The organism is Allofranklinella schreckenbergeri (genome assembly GCF_003703475.1).
In the GTDB taxonomy this organism is placed as follows: Bacteria; Pseudomonadota; Gammaproteobacteria; order Burkholderiales; family Burkholderiaceae_C; genus Lampropedia; species Lampropedia schreckenbergeri.
The window spans coordinates 130,485-146,416 of the sequence record NZ_RDQM01000005.1 but is presented as its reverse complement, the minus strand read 5'-3'; the positions used below and the strand labels follow the sequence as shown (position 1 = coordinate 146,416).

At 67.5% G+C, this 15,932-nt stretch carries 14 protein-coding genes; 6 read left to right on the top strand and 8 right to left on the bottom strand.

Going from position 1 to position 15,932, the window contains the following annotated elements; genetic code table 11:
• The first annotated feature begins 118 nt into the window (after positions 1–118).
• On the top strand, positions 119–1,858 hold the full coding sequence (gene recJ, locus EBQ26_RS05370; protein ID WP_122237988.1) for a single-stranded-DNA-specific exonuclease RecJ: 1,740 nt from the start codon (positions 119–121) through the stop codon (positions 1,856–1,858).
• Positions 1,855–2,085: a hypothetical protein gene (locus tag EBQ26_RS12600; RefSeq protein ID WP_147474003.1), complete on the top strand. Its 231-nt coding sequence runs from the start codon at positions 1,855–1,857 to the stop codon at positions 2,083–2,085. The genes recJ and EBQ26_RS12600 overlap by 4 nt, the downstream gene beginning before the upstream one ends.
• Here EBQ26_RS12600 and EBQ26_RS05365 read toward each other — a convergent pair.
• Together EBQ26_RS05365 and EBQ26_RS05360 are read right to left on the bottom strand one after the other, a co-directional pair.
• Positions 2,048–2,923 carry an LpxL/LpxP family acyltransferase gene (locus EBQ26_RS05365; RefSeq protein WP_449224045.1) on the bottom strand — a complete coding sequence of 292 codons (876 nt, stop codon included), beginning with the start codon at positions 2,921–2,923 and terminating at the stop codon, positions 2,048–2,050. The genes EBQ26_RS12600 and EBQ26_RS05365 overlap by 38 nt on opposite strands.
• A gap of 59 nt (positions 2,924–2,982) precedes the next feature.
• A complete protein-coding gene (locus tag EBQ26_RS05360; protein ID WP_122237987.1) occupies positions 2,983–3,894 on the bottom strand; it encodes an LpxL/LpxP family acyltransferase in 912 nt (303 codons plus the stop codon).
• 182 nt (positions 3,895–4,076) lie between these two features.
• Between EBQ26_RS05360 and metK the strand changes: the two genes are divergently transcribed.
• From metK to EBQ26_RS05340, 4 genes are all read left to right on the top strand, one after another.
• Positions 4,077–5,264, top strand: a complete 1,188-nt coding sequence (gene metK, locus EBQ26_RS05355; RefSeq protein ID WP_122237986.1) for a methionine adenosyltransferase — start codon at positions 4,077–4,079, stop codon at positions 5,262–5,264.
• Between the two features lie 179 nt (positions 5,265–5,443).
• Positions 5,444–6,355 carry a shikimate dehydrogenase gene (aroE, locus tag EBQ26_RS05350; RefSeq protein ID WP_122237985.1) on the top strand — a complete coding sequence of 304 codons (912 nt, stop codon included), beginning with the start codon at positions 5,444–5,446 and terminating at the stop codon, positions 6,353–6,355.
• A 32-nt stretch (positions 6,356–6,387) separates the two neighbouring features.
• Positions 6,388–7,161, top strand: a complete 774-nt coding sequence (gene mtgA / locus EBQ26_RS05345) for a monofunctional biosynthetic peptidoglycan transglycosylase (RefSeq protein WP_238944158.1) — start codon at positions 6,388–6,390, stop codon at positions 7,159–7,161.
• A gap of 143 nt (positions 7,162–7,304) precedes the next feature.
• Positions 7,305–7,982, top strand: a complete 678-nt coding sequence (locus EBQ26_RS05340) for an exopolysaccharide biosynthesis protein (RefSeq protein ID WP_122238047.1) — start codon at positions 7,305–7,307, stop codon at positions 7,980–7,982.
• Between the two features lie 91 nt (positions 7,983–8,073).
• Here EBQ26_RS05340 and EBQ26_RS05335 read toward each other — a convergent pair whose 3' ends face one another.
• From EBQ26_RS05335 to EBQ26_RS05310, 6 genes are all read right to left on the bottom strand, one after another.
• Complete coding sequence (locus tag EBQ26_RS05335) at positions 8,074–8,967, bottom strand: pseudouridine synthase (protein WP_122237984.1); 894 nt, start codon at positions 8,965–8,967, stop codon at positions 8,074–8,076.
• Between the two features lie 26 nt (positions 8,968–8,993).
• Positions 8,994–10,349 (bottom strand): solute carrier family 23 protein, encoded by a 1,356-nt coding sequence (locus tag EBQ26_RS05330; protein ID WP_238944157.1) that lies wholly within the window; start codon positions 10,347–10,349, stop codon positions 8,994–8,996.
• Between the two features lie 261 nt (positions 10,350–10,610).
• Complete coding sequence (locus EBQ26_RS05325; RefSeq protein WP_122237982.1) at positions 10,611–11,687, bottom strand: FecCD family ABC transporter permease; 1,077 nt, start codon at positions 11,685–11,687, stop codon at positions 10,611–10,613.
• Positions 11,677–12,711 carry an ABC transporter substrate-binding protein gene (locus EBQ26_RS05320; RefSeq protein ID WP_122237981.1) on the bottom strand — a complete coding sequence of 345 codons (1,035 nt, stop codon included), beginning with the start codon at positions 12,709–12,711 and terminating at the stop codon, positions 11,677–11,679. The genes EBQ26_RS05325 and EBQ26_RS05320 overlap by 11 nt, the downstream gene beginning before the upstream one ends.
• Before the next feature lie 22 nt (positions 12,712–12,733).
• Positions 12,734–13,564, bottom strand: coding sequence for an ABC transporter ATP-binding protein (locus EBQ26_RS05315; RefSeq protein WP_122237980.1), 831 nt, complete (start codon positions 13,562–13,564; stop codon positions 12,734–12,736).
• A gap of 156 nt (positions 13,565–13,720) precedes the next feature.
• Positions 13,721–15,922 (bottom strand): TonB-dependent receptor, encoded by a 2,202-nt coding sequence (locus EBQ26_RS05310; protein WP_238944156.1) that lies wholly within the window; start codon positions 15,920–15,922, stop codon positions 13,721–13,723.
• Positions 15,923–15,932: the final 10 nt, after the last annotated feature.

Below are 15,932 nucleotides of genomic sequence, written 5' to 3'. Positions count from 1 at the left end.
TTTGTTATGGCAATCCCCTATTTATTTTTCAAATTGAAAAAATGCTCTTTGATTGGTAGATGGTGCGGATTGGCTGCCTGTCTCAGCCCTCCCGCCTTGCCTTGGCCTGTGGTATTTCATGCGTTTTCTGCCCCGCCCCATTCCTGCCCAAGCCGTGCACACCTTGCAACAAGCGGGCACGCACCCTTTGCTGGCGCAATTGTTTGCCGCGCGCGGCGTCGTCAGCGCTGAAGAACTCGACCAGCGCCTGCAAGCCCTGCTGCCGCCTGCGCCGCTCAAAGGCATTGATGCCGCCGCCGCCTTGCTGGCCGACGCCATCGCGCAGCAGCGGCGCATCGTCGTCGTGGCCGATTACGACTGCGACGGCGCCACCGCCTGCACGGTCGCCCTGCGCGGCCTGCGCATGCTGGGCGCGGCGCAGGTGGACTACCTCGTGCCCAACCGCATCGAAGATGGCTACGGCCTCACCCCGCGCCTGGCCGAGCGCGTGCACGCCCTGGGCGGCCAGCTTCTGGTGACGGTGGACAACGGCATCGCCAGCCTGGACGGCGTGGCCCACGCGCGCGCGCTGGGCATGCAAGTGCTGGTGACCGACCACCACCTGCCCGCCGCCGCCCTGCCCGAGGCCGACGCGCTGGTCAACCCCAACCAGCCTGGCTGCGCCTTTGCCAGCAAAAACCTCGCCGGTGTGGGCGTGATGTTTTACGTCTTGCTCGCCCTGCGCGGCCTGCTGCGCGCGCGCGGCGCGTTCGATGCGCGCAGCCAGCCCCGGCTCGATGCCCTGCTGCCGCTGGTGGCGCTGGGCACCGTGGCCGACGTCGTGCCGCTGGACGCCAACAACCGCCTGCTGGCCAGCCAAGGTCTGGCGCGCATGCGCGCGGGCCACATGCCGCCGGGCATGCGCGCGCTGTTTGAGCTCAGCCGCCGCAACGCCGCCCATGCCCACGCGGGCGATCTGGCCTTTGCGCTGGCGCCGCGCCTGAACGCCGCCGGGCGCCTGACGGACATGACGCTGGGCATCGAGTGCCTGCTCACCGACGACCCCGCCCGCGCCGAGGAGCTGGCCCAGATTCTCGATGACATCAACCGCCAGCGCCGCAGCCTGGAAAGCGACATGAAGCAAGTGGCCATCGGCAGCGTGCTGCAACGCCTGGCGCGCAACACCCGCATGCCCGCCGCCATCACCGTGGCCGATGGCGGTTTTCATGAAGGCGTGGTGGGCATCGTCGCCGCGCGCATCAAGGAGCAATTTCATCGCCCCACCTTCGTCTTTGCGCCCAGCGCCGCGCAGGATGGCGGCGGGCTGCTCAAAGGCTCGGGGCGCTCCATCGCCGGCTTTCACCTGCGCGATGCGCTGGATTTGCTCGCCAAACGCCACCCCCAGGTGCTGGAGAAATTCGGCGGCCATGCCATGGCCGCAGGCTGCACCCTGCGCGCCGAGCATCTGGAGACCTTCCAGAGCGCCCTGCAAACCATCGCCGAAGAATGGCTGGACGAAGCGGCGCTGACCGGCGCCACCTGGGTCGATGGCCCGCTGCCCGCGCACTACCGCAATGTGGAGACGGCCGACGCCCTGCAAAGCCAAGTCTGGGGCCAGGGCTTTGCCGCGCCGCTGTTCATGGAGCCGCTGCACGTGCTGGAGCAACGCGTGGTGGCGGGCAAGCACCTGAGCCTGCAACTGCTGCACCAGGGCCAGGTGGTCGAAGGCATCTGGTTCGGCCGCACCGAGCGCCTGCCCGCGCAGGCCCATCTGGCCTACCGGCTGGAGACCGACACCTGGATGGGCCGCAAGCGCCTGCGTTTTCTCATCGAGGCGATGGCGCAGCCGCAGCGTGGCCAAGCCGTTGCAGGGGCATGAGCGCCTGTTTGGAGGTCGAGGTTATTTCAATCAAAGGCAAAAAAATTGCCCTATTTCGGCATATTCATCAAAAGGTCTTGTTTCCTTTGATTGGATATTTTCGGGAATCCAATCAAGCGAAATATCACTTGATGACCATCAAGTCGAAACTGGGTGATTTTATTTCCTTTGAAATGGAAATAAAACCCATCAATACACCGGCGGCTCGCCCGGCGGGCGGGTTTTGAAGCGTTTGTGCACCCAGAAATACTGCGCTGGCATGGTGCGAATCCAGGCTTCGACCTCCCGGTTCATGCGCACGGTATCGGCCACATCGTCGCCGCTGGGAAAGTCGCCCCAGGCGGGCAGCAGCTCGATGTCGTAGCCCTGGGGCGTGACGCGCGAGAGCAGCGGCAGCACGCGCGCGCCGCCCATGCTGGCAAAGCGCGGCAGCGAGGCCACGGTGGCCGCAGGCACGCCGAAAAACGGCACGAAGATCGATTCGCGCGGGCCGAAATTCATGTCCGGCAGCAAAAACAGCGCCCCGCCTTCGCGCAGCGCCTTGATGACGGGGCGCAGCCCCTGGGCGCGGTTGAACAGCAGCACGCGGCCAAAGCGCGCGCGCCGCTGCTTGATCCAGGCGTTGAGCACCGGGTTGGGCTGGGTGGTGTAAATGCTCACGGCGGTGCGCGTGTTCTCCAGCGCCATCGCCACGCCTGCGGCATCCAGCCCGTAGAAATGCGGCGCCAGCAGGATGACGGGGCCGGGCGCGCGCATGTGCTCAATGCCGCGCACGCGCACGCGCTGGCGGATTTTGTCCGGCGCGGCCAGCCACAGCCAACTGCGATCGAGCCAGGTCTGGCAAAAGTACACAAACGAGGCGCGCGCCCAGCGGCGGCGCTGGGCCTCGCTTTCTTCGGGGAAGCACAGGCGCAGGTTGATGAGGGTGACGCGCCGGCGCGGGCGTGCCAGCATGTAAAGCACCTGCCCCAGCGCCCAGCCCAGCGCGCGCAGCAGCGGCAGCGGCAGGCAGGCCAGCAGGCGCATCAGGCCGATGGTGGCCCAGCCGCCCAGACGCTGGCCCAGGCGCGGCGGCGGTGGCGGGGGTGGTGCGGCGGGCGGTGCGTTGGGTGACGGCGCGGCGCTCATGGCTGCAACTCCTCCAGCCGCTGCGGGTGGGGCTGATCGGCGGGCATGCCGCGCGGTACTTTGTAGCGCGCATAGCCCCACATGTATTGCTGCGGGCAGGCGTGGATTTGCTGCTGCACGGCTTCGTTGATCTGGCGCACCAGGGCGCTCGGGTCGCTGCGCGCATCCAGCGCCAGCTCTTGCAGCACCAGGCGGTAGCCGCCTTGCCACAGCCCCAGGCGCTCGCAGCGGGCCATGACGATGAGCGGGCGGGTTTGCGCAATCAGCCGCGCGGCAATCGTCATGGTGTAGGCGGGCTTGCCCAGAAAAGGCGCCCATTCGCCCATGCCCCAGGGCGGCACCTGATCGGGCAGCAGGCCGACGGCGCCGCCTTTGCGCAGGGCTTTGAGCATGGCGCGCACGCCGCCCATGTCGGTGGGCACGGCGACTTGGCCGTGGCGGTTGCGCGCCGTTTGCAGCAGCCGCGCCAGCGCGGCCTGGCGGGCGGGGCGGTAGAGCACCACCATCGGCCCGCGCCTGTCACTCTCCCCCTCACCCTTGCCCCCGCCCAATTGCAGGTACTGCGCCACGGTTTGCGAGGACAGTTCAAAGCAGCCCATGTGCGGCGTCATGAACAGCACGCCGCGCCCGCTGGCCCGGATGCGATCGAGCAACGCGCGCTCGGCAGGCCCCAGCGCCACGGGCACGGGCGGGCCGCACCAGAGCTTGGGCAGCTCCGCCACCATGCGCCCGGCATGGCCGACGGCGGCGCGCACCTGTGCAAAGCGGTAGCCCGCCTGGGCGGCGTTGGCGACAAAGCGCCGCCGCCAGGTGGGCGAGGCGGCAAATACCAGCCAGCCCAGCGCCCAGCCCAAAAGCTGCAACAGCCGCATGGGCAGCAGGGAGAACAGGCGCAAAAGGAAGGTCATGAAGAAGGGGGAGGATTAGAATCGGCCGCTTTAGCCGCCGAGTTAACGGGCAACTTGCAGGGCGGCGGGGCGCAATGCTCCAGACAAATGCTGCTAAAGCGTTCGCCAGAGCTTCTTCTTCATCGAGATAAGGCAGCAGGCAACGCCAGTGACCCTTAACTTCTTGAGAAGGAGCTTTTTTTATGGCTAATGATTTTCTGTTTACGTCGGAATCGGTCTCCGAAGGCCATCCCGACAAGGTGGCCGACCAGATTTCGGACGCCATTTTAGATGCGCTGCTCGCGCAAGACCCCCTGAGCCGCGTGGCCGCCGAGACGCTGACCAACACCGGCCTGGTGGTGCTCGCCGGTGAAATCACCTCCGGCGCCAGCGTCGATTACATCCAGATCGCGCGCGACACCATCAAGCGCATCGGCTACGACAACACCGAGTACGGCATCGACCACAAAGGCTGCGCCGTGCTGGTGGCCTACGACAAGCAAAGCCAGGAAATCGCCCAGGGCGTGGACAAGGCCAGCGACGACGAACTCAACATCGGCGCGGGCGACCAGGGCCTGATGTTTGGCTACGCCTGCGACGAAACGCCCGAGCTGATGCCCGCGCCCATCTACTACGCGCACCGCCTGGTCGAGCGCCAAAGCCAGTTGCGCCGCGATGGCCGTCTGCCTTTCTTGCGCCCCGACGCCAAAAGCCAGGTGACCATGCGCTATGTGGACGGCAAGCCCCACAGCATCGACACCGTGGTGCTCTCCACCCAGCACAGCCCCGACCAGAGCGAGACGGCCACCAAGCTCAAGGACAGCTTCATCGAGGCCGTGATCGAGGAAATCATCAAGCCCGTGCTGCCCAAGGAATGGCTCAAGGACACGAAATACCTGGTCAACCCCACGGGCCGCTTCGTCATCGGCGGGCCGCAGGGCGATTGCGGGCTGACGGGCCGCAAGATCATCGTCGACACCTACGGCGGCGCCTGCCCGCACGGCGGCGGCGCTTTCAGCGGCAAGGACCCCACCAAGGTGGATCGCTCTGCCGCCTACGCCGCGCGCTACGTGGCCAAGAACATCGTGGCCGCCGGGCTGGCGCGCCAGGCGCAAATCCAAGTCTCCTATGCCATCGGCGTGGCCAAGCCCATCAACGTCACCGTCTACACCGAAGGCACGGGCGTGATCCCGGACGAGCAAATCGCCCAGCTCGTGCAAGAGCACTTCGACCTGCGCCCGCGCGGCATCATCGAAATGCTGGACTTGCGCCGCCCCATTTACGAGAAAACCGCCGCCTACGGCCACTTCGGCCGCGATGAGCCGGAGTTCACCTGGGAGGCCACCGACCGGGCTGCAGCCCTGCGCGCGGCTGCCGGGCTGAAGGACTGAACAGGCCCTAACCCCCAGGCTGCACAGCCCCGCCCTTCGGGCCGCACAAACCCTTTTGCGCGGCCCGAAGGCTTTTTATTTCAAATCAATAGGAAATATAATATGCCTATTACGGCAACATATGGATTGCTCTGAGTTTACTTTTGGTTTGAAATCATCTTAGCGACGCCCAACCGCCCATGCCAGCCACTTCCGCCCCGACCGATGCCTACGTCGTCATCGGCAACCCCATCGCCCACAGCCGCTCGCCGCAAATCCACCAATGGTTTGCCGAGCAAACCGGCCAGGCCCTGCGTTACAGCGCTTGCCTCAGCCCGCTCGATGGCTTTGCCGCCACGCTGGCGCGCTTGCAGGCCGAGGGCGTCAAAGGCTGCAACGTCACCGTCCCTTTCAAGCACGAAGCCGCGCAATGCGCCCACCGCGCCCATGCCCAGGTGGCGTTGGCGCAAGCGGCCAACACTCTGGCCCTGCACCCCGGTGGCGAGATCCAAGCCTTCAACACCGACGGCGCGGGCCTGGTGCGCGACATCACCCACAACGCCGCCACGCCCCTGGCGCAGCGCCATGTGCTGCTGCTGGGCGCGGGCGGTGCGGCCGCGGGTGTGCTCGCGCCCCTGATCGAGCAGCGCCCCGCCGCCATCGCCATCGCCAACCGCAGCGCAGACAAAGCCCAGGCTCTGGCGCAGCGCCACGCAGACTTTGCCGCTGCACACGGCGTGGCCCTGCACAGCCTGGCGCTGGATGCGGTGGATGCCGCCCTGGCCGCCCCGGCTGGCGCAGGCACAGCGCCCGCTATCGACGTGCTCATCAACGCCACCGCCAGCAGCCTGCAAGGCCAGCGCCTGCCCATCGCCCGCCTAGGCGCGCTGCTGGCCGATGGCGCGCTGGCCTACGACATGATGTACGGCGCTGCCGCCGCTGCTTTTCTGGATGAAGTGCGCGCCCAAATGCAGGCCGCCGGCAAGACCGTGCGCGTGCGCGACGGGCTGGGCATGCTGGTCGAGCAAGCGGCCGAAGCCTTTGCCATCTGGCGCGGCGTGCGCCCCGACAGCGCCGCCGTGCTGGAGCGCTTGCGCCGCGAGCTGGCGTAAGTGCGGCTGTGGGCGCACAAGGTTTGGCCGCCATGGGGGAGATGATGCACACCGCGCTGCGCTGGCTGGGGCGTTGGCTGGCGTTGCTGCTGTTGTGCGGGCTGAGCCTGCAAATCGTGTTTTTGCTCTCCATCTTCTCGCTGCGGCTGTGGCAGCCGCCTTCGACCAGCTTCCAGCGCAGCGCGGTGTGGGAGAAGCTGCGCCAGGCTGCCTCGGCGACGGCTGCCGATGCCGCGTCCATGCCCGTATGGCGGCACCAGCCCGTTGCCAGCGCGCAGATTGCCGATCACGCCCGCAAGGCCGTCATCGCTTCGGAGGACAACCACTTCTTCACCCACAGCGGCGTGGACTGGCCAGCCGTGCAGCGCGCCTGGCGCGAGGGTGAGGCGGGCGGGCGCGTGCGCGGCGGCTCCACCATCACCCAGCAACTGGCGAAAAACCTCTACCTCAGCCGCGAGCGCAACCTGCTGCGCAAAGGCCAGGAGCTGGCGCTGACCTGGATGCTGGAGGCGGCGCTGGACAAGCCCCGCATCCTGGACCTCTACCTCAACCACGTCGAATGGGGCGATGCGCTCTACGGCATCGAAGCAGCGGCGCAGCACTACTTCGCCATTCCCGCCCAGCGCCTGAGTGCGCGCCAGGCCGCGCAACTGGCCGTGCTGCTGCCCCAGCCGCGTGCGTTGGGGCGGCAACTCAGCGGGCAACTGCGTGGGCAACCCAGCGCACAACCGAGCGGGCGTGGCGGCGGCCGCTACGTGCAGCAGCGCGCCCGCGTGATCGAGCAGCGCATGGCGGCGATGCGCTGAACTGGCCCGAGCTGCGCTGCAATGCCCTGATGCGGCTCGCAACAAGTCGTCACAGAAGGGGAGCTTGATTTCAGCGCCGCCGCCCGCAGAACAGCCTGTTGGCGGCCTTTGCTGGCCCTTTCACTTTTATCCCGCCCACTGCCGTGTCCCATCCCCCCCATTCCTCTGACCGCTCTGCCGACGACCACGCCAACGCCCAGGCCCGCCCGGGCGGCGCCCAGTGGTCGGCCAGCGAAATCCTGGCCCAACTGCTGGCGCGTATCGACAAACCGGCCTTCTCCGTGCGCGAGCTGATGGCTTTGATGGGCGACAAGGGCTTGCTCATGCTCTGCGCCATCCTCAGCCTGCCGTTTCTCATCCCCGTCTCGCTGCCGGGCGTTTCCACGGTGTTCGGGCTGGCCATCTTGCTCATCGCCATCTCGGTGACGCTGCAACGCCCGCTGTGGCTGCCCGCCTTCGTGGCCGATCGCCAGGTGGAAACAGCCCGCTTGCGCCCCGTGCTGCAACGCGGCGTGGGCATCTTGCGCAAGGTGGATCGTTACCTCAAACCCCAGCGCCTGCCCGCCCTCACGCGCGGCGCCATGAACCGTATCAACGGCCTGGTCATCATGGTGGCCGCCGTGCTGCTGATGCTGCCGCTGGGCTTGGTGCCCCTGTCCAACACGCTGCCCGGCATCGGTATCTTGCTGCTGGCGCTGGGCATCACCCAGCGCGATGGCCTGCTGGTGCTGGGCGGGCATGTGATGACGCTGGGCTCCATCGCCTACTTCAGCGCCTTGGCCTGGGCGGCCTGGCGGGCAGGCACGCACTTTTTGGGCTGAGTGGGGTTATTGCAAATCAAATGGTATTCAGCTCTAAGCTGGATTTGCCTAAACGGGTTGATTTCTTTTCTTTTGATTTGTAATCAAAGGTCTAATCAGGCGGCCATTGCAGCCGCTGCTGGCTGACAAACACCCGCTCGCGGCCGCTGACGGGGTCGGTAAAGGCCAGCTCGCGCGCCAGCAGTTGCAGGGGGCGGCTGTAGTCGCCCGGCGGCGGGTCGTTGATCTCGGGGTAAAACGCGTCGTGCCGGATCGGCGCGCCCAGCGCCGCCATGTGCAGGCGCAACTGGTGTTTTTTGCCCGTGACCGGGCGCAGGCGGTACAGCGCCCACGCGCCGCTGCGCGCGGCCATTTCGATATGGGTTTGGCTGTTGGGCGCGCCGGGCACTTCGTGCATGGTGAAAAAGCGCGCACCGCCTTCTTCCATGCGGCTGGCGTGGGTGTGCGGCAGCTCCAGCTCGGCGCGCCAGGGCGCCACGGCCTCATACAGCTTGCGCACGGTGCGGCTGCGAAACAGGGTGTGCCAGGCGTCGCGCCCGGCAGGCTCGGGGGAGAGCAGCACCAGACCGGCCGTGTCCTTGTCCAGGCGGTGCAGGGGCGCCAGGCGCGGCAGGCGCAACTGGCGTTGCAGGCGGGTCAGCAGGGTTTGCTCGACGTACTGGCCGCCTGGCGCGGTGGGGAGAAAGTGGGGTTTGTCGGCCACGACCAGGTGCGCGTCCTGGTAGAGCACCTGGGCCTCGAAGGGGATGGGCGCTTCCTGCTCGGGCGTGCGGCGGTAGAAGACGTGCGAGAGGCCTTCCACACGGGTGTCGCAGCGCACGGGGCGGCCCTGTGCGTCGAGCACCTCGCCGCGCGCAATGCGGGCGCGCCACACGGCCATATCCACGCGCGGAAAGCGCCGCGCCAGGAAGTCCAGCATCTGGCCCGACTCCCCGGCCCATACGCCCGCGCGGCTGTAGCCCTCAGGCGCGTTGCCGCGTCGCATCGCGCCTGTTGCCGCTGGGGCGGCGATCAGTTTTTGCGGGCTGCCTGACCGCGCTCATCACCGGCTTCAATGGCTTCGGTGCCGTCGGAAATGATCGACAAATCGCCTTTGCTGCGCTCCGTGGCGTTTTGACGCTCGATGAGGAAGTACAGCACCAGGCCCACCACGATGGCGTAAATCGTCGCTTTGGGATCGGGCATGGCCAGCGTCACGGCCACGATGCCGGCTACGCCGCGCTCGGCCGAGTCCTTCAGCTCCTCCATGCCCACCATGATGCAGATGTAGGCCGTCAGGATCAGTGTGAGCGAGAGCGCCAGCGGCAGCACGGGCTTGAACAGAGTGACCAGGGGCAGCACGAACATGGCGATGAGGCCGGAGATCCAGAACGTGCCTTGGCCGCTGTAGATGGAGTCCATGGCCTTGGGTCCCAGTGCGTAGCGCTCGGCGGTGGTGGCCTGCACAGGTGTCCACAGCGGGCCAGCCAGGCCGGGCCAGGGCGCAAACACCGATTGGATGGCGTTGCGGATGCCGGTGACCAGGTGCACGCGGGTGACGTTGGTTTCAATCACTTCGTCAGGGCGCTGGTGATCGGCGCGCTTGACCAGGGTAAAGCCCACCAGAATGTCGCCAAAGGCGATCACGTAGGCGATAAGGGCGGTGGGAATGGCCTTGAGGTACATCTCGGTGTCAGGCCAGCCCGCGACCAGCGGCAGATGCTCATACAGCAGGCCGAAGTTGGGGCTGGTGATGCCCCATTCGATGCTCGGCCAGGGGAACTCTTTGGCGATCCAGCCAACCAGCATGGCGACCACGATGCCGGGCACCATGCCGAAGTTGGAAATCATCTTGGCGAGCTTGTTGCGCAGCACCACGCTCTTGAACGAGAGGGAAAACAGGATGTAGGCCGCCACCATGGAGCCCAGCAGGATGGACAGGGGGGCGCCCTCCACCCGGCCGCCCGTCTTGAGTTCGCCCATCATGGCGGCAATGCCCGCGCCGATGATGATGCCGCACTTGAGCGAGTTGGGAATGAAGTTGACCAGTCGGTTGCCCAGGCCGGTCACGCCCAGCACGATGAAGATGATGCACACCTCGATTTGCAGCGCCACCATGGCCTTGACGGCCTGCGGCCCCGGCTCGAAGCCTTGCAGGTACAGCGTCACGATAGGCAGTGCAGGCGTGATCCAGCCAGGCACCAGCGGCACGCCCAGCAGGGCCGGCAGCAAAAAGCACAGGTTGCACACGATGACGGCGGCCAGCGCCGCCTCGTAGGGAAAGCCCAGGTACTGCTCCAGCAGCGGGATGGCGGCCATGTTCACCACGAACATCATGAAGGCCTGCACCATTTCAGGGAATTCCCAGCGGTAATGGATAAAAGGCAAACGGACTTTGAAGGGCCCTAGTGGCCAGTACGGGTGCTCTTTCCCGTATTCACGTTGCATTGGCATATGGATGTGATGGACTCAAAGGTTGGGAAAACACGTCGATAAGAGAAAGTTATCGAATGAGAACGCGACGTTTTTCGGCCGCGATCGGGGCTGCGTTGCCAGCATCGGCGGCGACGCAATCCAGCATTGGATCATAGGAAGTTTGCCGGCCTGGTTGAGTCCTATCCGTGTTAATCCCTATTGCATCTTTTGCGCTTATGGTCTTGGGCGCGTCAGCAACCCAATGACGAAGGCCGCGCCTACCAGGGCGATAAGTACGCCAACAGGCAACTCCTGGGGCGCGAGCAGGCGGCGCGCCAGCACATCGCCCAGCAGCATCAGCACCGCGCCGCTGAGGGCGCATAGCGCCAGGGCGCGGCGATGCAACGCGCCTGCGACGGCGCGGGCCAGGTGCGGGGCCATCAGGCCGACAAAGCCAATCACCCCGGCCACGGCCACGCAGCAGGCGGTGGCCAGCGCAGTGGCGATGAAAACCTGGCGGCGCAGCGCGCCCGGCTCCACGCCCAGGCTGTGTGCGGCGGCGTCACCAGCCAGCAGCGCGTCCAGTGCGCGGTGGCGCGCCAGGGCAAAGCCGATGGCCAGCGCCGCGCCGCTCAGGGCGATGGGCAGGTTGTCCCAGCGCGCCGCGCCAAAGCCGCCCATGGTCCAGAACAGCACGGATTGGGCGGCGCGCTGGTCGCCCATGAAGGTCATCAAATAGGTCAGCGCCGAGAACAAAAAGGAGACGGCCAGCCCGGCCAGCACCATGCGCTCGGGTGAGCGCAGGCGCTGGCCGCGCATGAGCAGCATGACCGCGCCCGCGGCCACCAGGCCGCCGCTGAAAGCGGCCAGCGGCAGGCTCCAGATGCCGACGATGTCGCCCACCGTGGTGATGACCAGCACCGCGCCCGCTGCCGCGCCGGAGGACAGGCCGAAGGTGTAGGGATCGGCCAGCCCGTTGTGGCTGATGGTTTGCAGCAGCAGCCCCACCACGGCCAGCGCCGCGCCTACGCTGGCGGCCATGAGGGCGCGGGGCGCGCGCAGCTCGAACACGATGGCGGCAGCCATGCCGCTGTCGCTGGCTTGGGCTGGCGCGCCTTGCCACCACTGTTGCCAGCCTTGCCAGAGCAGGGCAGGCACTTCGTCCAGCGCCAGGGGCGCAGGGCCGAAGGCGATGGAGGTGCACAGCAGCAGCGCCAGGGCGATGCTTAAAACCACCAGCAAGAGGCTGCGCCATAGCGCCGCGCGCGACTGGGGCGTTGCTGGGGCGGCGGTATGGCGCTTAGCGGGCATGGGCGGGTTTGGGGGAGGCTGGGGCCGTGGCGCCTGGGGACGCTGGTGCGCCAGCGCCGGGCAAAGCGTGCAGCGCCGCCGCGATTTTTTCGATGGCGTCGATATTGGCCGGGCCGGGCGTGATTTCCTCATAGCGCAGCACCAGAAAGCGCGCCTGCTGCACGGCGGGCAGGCGGCGCATGAGGGGGTGGGCGCGCAAGGTGGCGATCAGGCGCTGGGCTTGCGGATCGCTGCGGCTGCCCAGCAGCAAGATGAGCTGCGGATCGCGCCCGGCGACGACTTCCCATGAAGTCGTGCCCCAACTGGTGGGCAAATCGTCCATCACGTTGCGTCCGCCAGCGGCGGCGATCAGCGCTTGCGGCATGGCGTGGAGGCCGGCGGTGAAGGGGCTGGCTTCGCCCGAGTCGTAGAGAAACACGCGCGCAGGCGGCCCGGCAGGCGGGGCAGGCAGGCGCGCCAGGCGCTCTTTCCAGCCTTGCACCATTTGCTCGGCCAGGGCGCGCTTGCCGAAGATGGCGCCGAGCTTGATGAAGTCGCCATACAGCAGCTCCATGCTGGCGGCGGGGCGGGTTGGGTCGATGCGGATGCAGCTCTCGGTCAGCACCAGCGTGGGGATGCCGTGGCGCGCCAATGTGTCGGGCGTGACGGGGCCGCCGGGGTGCATGCCGTAGTTCCAGCCGGCAAAGAAAAAGTCCGCCCGCGCTGCCAGCAGGTTTTCCAGCGCGGGCTGGCGCGGGGCCAACTCGGGGATGCCTGCCAGCGCCTTGCGCATTGCGGGCCGCACCTGGTACCAGCCGGTCACGCCGGTCACGCCCGCCATGTGCTTTTGCAGGCCCAACGCCAGGGCCATGTCGGTCATGTTCATGTCGTGGAACACGGCGCGCTGCGGCGGGGCCTCGAAGCGCAGCGTCTGGCCGCAACTGGGCACAGTCAGCGGAAAGGGCTGGGCCTGGGCGGCAGGCAGGGTGGCGCAGGCGGCCAGCAACAGGGCCAGGCGGCGTAAAGAAAGAGGCAATGTCATCATGGTGGCAAGGAATGAGAAAAGCTCATGGCCTGGCGGCAAAGGCAGGGGCGATGGCGTCAAACGGGCGTGCGCCTGGCGGCGCGTCGAATAGCAGTGCGGGATGGGCTTGGCCGGGCAGCGGCGGAAAGGTGCGCACATCCATGCGAAACACGGCGTGGACCAAGGGTGGGGTCAGCGTGGTTGCGGGCGCGCCGCAGGCCACGGCGCGGCCTTGTTGCATGACCAGCACGCGCTGGGCAAAGCGGGGCGCCAGGCTCAGCTCGTGCAGCACGGCCACGACGGTGATGCCCAGGGCGGCCACGGCGTCCAGCGCGTCGATGCGGGTGCGCAAATCCAGGTGGTTGGTCGGCTCATCGAGCAGCAGCACGCGCGGGGTTTGCGCCACGGCGCGCGCCAGGGCGGCCAGGCGGCGCTGGCCGCCTGAGAGCTGGTCCATGCGCCGATCGGCCAGCGCGTGCAGGCCGAAGCGGTGCAGCGCCGCTTCCACCGGGGCATCGCCCGCGCCGCCGCCGTGCGGGATGCGGCCCAGCGCCACATAGTCGCGCAGCGCCAGCGGCGGGGTTTGGTCTTCGGCCTGGTGCAGCACGGCCATTTGCTGCGCCCGTTGCCAGGGCGGCAGTTGGCGCAGCTCGCGCCCGAACAGGCGCACGCAGCCCGCATCGGGCGCCAGGCGGCCTGCCAGCACATGCAGCAGGCTGCTTTTGCCCGCGCCGTTGGGGCCGACGATGGCCAGGCGTTCGCCCTCGGCCACGTGCAGGTCAAGGGCATGCAGCACGGCCTGCGCGCCCAGGCGCAGGTGAATGCCCTCCAGGCTGAGCGCGGGGGGCGCAGTGCGGGGATGGGTGTCGTTCATGGATGTTTTATATACACATCAAAGTAAAATTGATTTGATTTATATCAAGCCAAAACTAGGGTATTTTATTTCCTTTTGAAATATAAAAAATGGGCCGAGGCGGGCGTGGCGCACGCCCCGGCCGGGTTCACCTTGGCCTGTGTGTATCAGGGCGCGTCAAAACGTGAACCGGCCCGTCAGCGAGACGGTGCGCGGCGCGCCCAGCAGCCAGCGCGTGCTGCCGCCCGAGAGCGGGTAAACGCGGTCGGCCAGGTTTTGCACCGACAGGCTGAGGCTGGCTTGGGGCTGGGGCTGCCAGGTCAGCGCGGCATTGAGCACGGTATAGCTGGGCAGCCAGCGGCTGTTGGCCGGGTTGCCCGGACGGCGGCCCTGGTGGCGCAGCCCGGCGCTGAGCTGCCATTGCGGGTGCAGTTGCCAGCCGCTCCAGAGGTTGAAGATGCGCTCGGGCGCGCCGCTGACCACATTGCCGCCGTAGCTGATGAGCTGGCCGCTGCGGGTGGCGGAGTGGTATTGGCCGTAGCGGGCGCGCAGCAGGGCCAGGTTGGCGTCCAGCGTCCAGCCCGGCAGCGGTTCGGCGGCCAGGGCCAGCTCAATGCCGCGCGAGCTTTGGCTGCCGATTTGCTCGGTCACGGCCGGGCGGTAGGGGTTGCGCGTGGGGATGCGGCTTTTGCGGATGTCGTACAGCGCCACGCTCCATTCGCCGTGGATGGCGGGCAGCTCGCCCTTGGCGCCGATTTCCCATTGGCGGCCACGGGTCAGCTCGGCGTTCTTGTCCCTGGGCACCGACAGCGCGCTGCCTTGCGGATCGGTGCCGGTGGCGAACTGGCCGTACAGCGCAACGGCTTCGCTGGCTTGCCACACTGCGCCCAGGCGGCCAGTGACGGGGGTGTAGCGGATCTGGCGCGGTGCATCCAGTGCGCGCATGTTCTGGGTGCGCACCCGGATGCGGTCGGCGCGCAGGCCGCCCAGCACCGTCCATTGCGGCGTCAGCGTCCAATGGCTTTCGGCAAACAGCGCCGTGGTGCTCAGGCGCGTGCGATGGCCCAGGCCAAAGGGGTCGGGGCTGTGAAAGCGCCCGGGCACGATGCGCGCGGGATCGACGCTGTCGGCGCCGCCGTAGGGCGAGTTGTTGAAGTGGTCGAGATCGGCGCGCCAGGCTTCCAGCCCGGCCACCAGCTTGTGCGACAGCCCGGCCACCTGGCCCTGGGCCTGCACTTCCAGCCGGTTGCCGCTTTGCTTGAGTTCATGGCCGATGGCGATGAAATCAGCCCGGTCAACCAGGCCGGTGGCGCTGTTGTAGGTGTAATCCTCCACGTTGCGCCATTGGCGGCTGGAGCGCAGGTGGTAGCTCTCGTTGCGCAGTTGCACGCCGGGGGCGGCGTCGTAATGCAGGCGCAGGCGCCAGACCTGGTCGCGGTATTTCACCTGCGCATCCTCCACGTTGAAGCTCAGGCGCTGCCATTGGCGCGGCACCGCCTGGCCCTGCACGGGCGTGCCAAAGTAGGTGTCGGCATCGTTGTGGCCGCCATCAAACGCCAGCGTGGCGGCAAAACGGGCATTGGGGCGCGCTGTCAGCGCCAGCGAGGCGTTCTGGCGATCGTAGGCGCTATCGCGGCGCACGCCGTCGCTGCGCGCGGCATCAAGCCAGGCCGAATAGGCCAGCGTATCGCTCAAGGGGCCGCGCAGGCCCACGCCGCCGTGCACCTGCTTGTGCTGGCCCAGCGTCAGAAACGCCTGGCGCTCGCTGCGATCGAACAGCGGTTTGCGGGTGACGTAGTTGACCACGGCGCCAATCGTGCCATCGCCTTGCAGCACCGAAGCGGGGCCGCGCAACACCTGCACCGACTCCAGTGGCCAGGTCGAGAACGGATAGCTCACCGTGCCAGCGGCCACCGCCAGGCGAGTGCCATCCACCAATTGCGCCACCGAGCTGTGGCCGGTGAAGCCGCGCGCGCTCAGGCTGGTCGAGCCATTGCCGGGCGAGGGTGATTCGCCCATGCCTGGCAGGGCCAGCACCGCATCCTGCGCGCGCGTGAGGTGGCGCGCCGCCATTTGTGCGCTGCCGATCACGCTGACGCTGGCGGGCGTTTGGCGTGGCGTCAGCCCCAGGCGCGAGCCGGTGTCGGCGGGCGCGTGCTGGTTCAAGCCCGCTGCGGCGCTGGGCTGGGCGGCCAGCACCGTCACCGCCGGCAGCTCGCGCGCCGCATCGGCAGCGCCAGCCGAAGTGGCCGCCAGCAGCACGCCCATAGGCGCCAGCGCCTTGGCAATGATGGCAGGCATCAACGCCGTGCGGGGGAAGGCAGAGAGAGGGGAGGGAGAGGGAATGCGGCCCTTGGCGGGCAGGTGGTGGGGATACATGCTGGCTCCT

Excerpts from the sequence above, each read along its gene's own strand:
- recJ (WP_122237988.1), top strand. The coding sequence starts at position 119 with ATGCGTTTTCTGCCCCGCCCCATTCCTGCCCAAGCCGTGCACACCTTG.
- EBQ26_RS12600 (WP_147474003.1), top strand. The coding sequence starts at position 1,855 with ATGAGCGCCTGTTTGGAGGTCGAGGTTATTTCAATCAAAGGCAAAAAA.
- EBQ26_RS05360 (WP_122237987.1), bottom strand. The coding sequence starts at position 3,894 with ATGACCTTCCTTTTGCGCCTGTTCTCCCTGCTGCCCATGCGGCTGTTG.
- metK (WP_122237986.1), top strand. The coding sequence starts at position 4,077 with ATGGCTAATGATTTTCTGTTTACGTCGGAATCGGTCTCCGAAGGCCAT.
- aroE (WP_122237985.1), top strand. The coding sequence starts at position 5,444 with ATGCCAGCCACTTCCGCCCCGACCGATGCCTACGTCGTCATCGGCAAC.
- mtgA (WP_238944158.1), top strand. The coding sequence starts at position 6,388 with ATGGGGGAGATGATGCACACCGCGCTGCGCTGGCTGGGGCGTTGGCTG.
- EBQ26_RS05335 (WP_122237984.1), bottom strand. The coding sequence starts at position 8,967 with ATGCGACGCGGCAACGCGCCTGAGGGCTACAGCCGCGCGGGCGTATGG.
- EBQ26_RS05325 (WP_122237982.1), bottom strand. The coding sequence starts at position 11,687 with ATGCCCGCTAAGCGCCATACCGCCGCCCCAGCAACGCCCCAGTCGCGC.
- EBQ26_RS05320 (WP_122237981.1), bottom strand. The coding sequence starts at position 12,711 with ATGATGACATTGCCTCTTTCTTTACGCCGCCTGGCCCTGTTGCTGGCC.
- EBQ26_RS05315 (WP_122237980.1), bottom strand. The coding sequence starts at position 13,564 with ATGAACGACACCCATCCCCGCACTGCGCCCCCCGCGCTCAGCCTGGAG.
- EBQ26_RS05310 (WP_238944156.1), bottom strand. The coding sequence starts at position 15,922 with ATGTATCCCCACCACCTGCCCGCCAAGGGCCGCATTCCCTCTCCCTCC.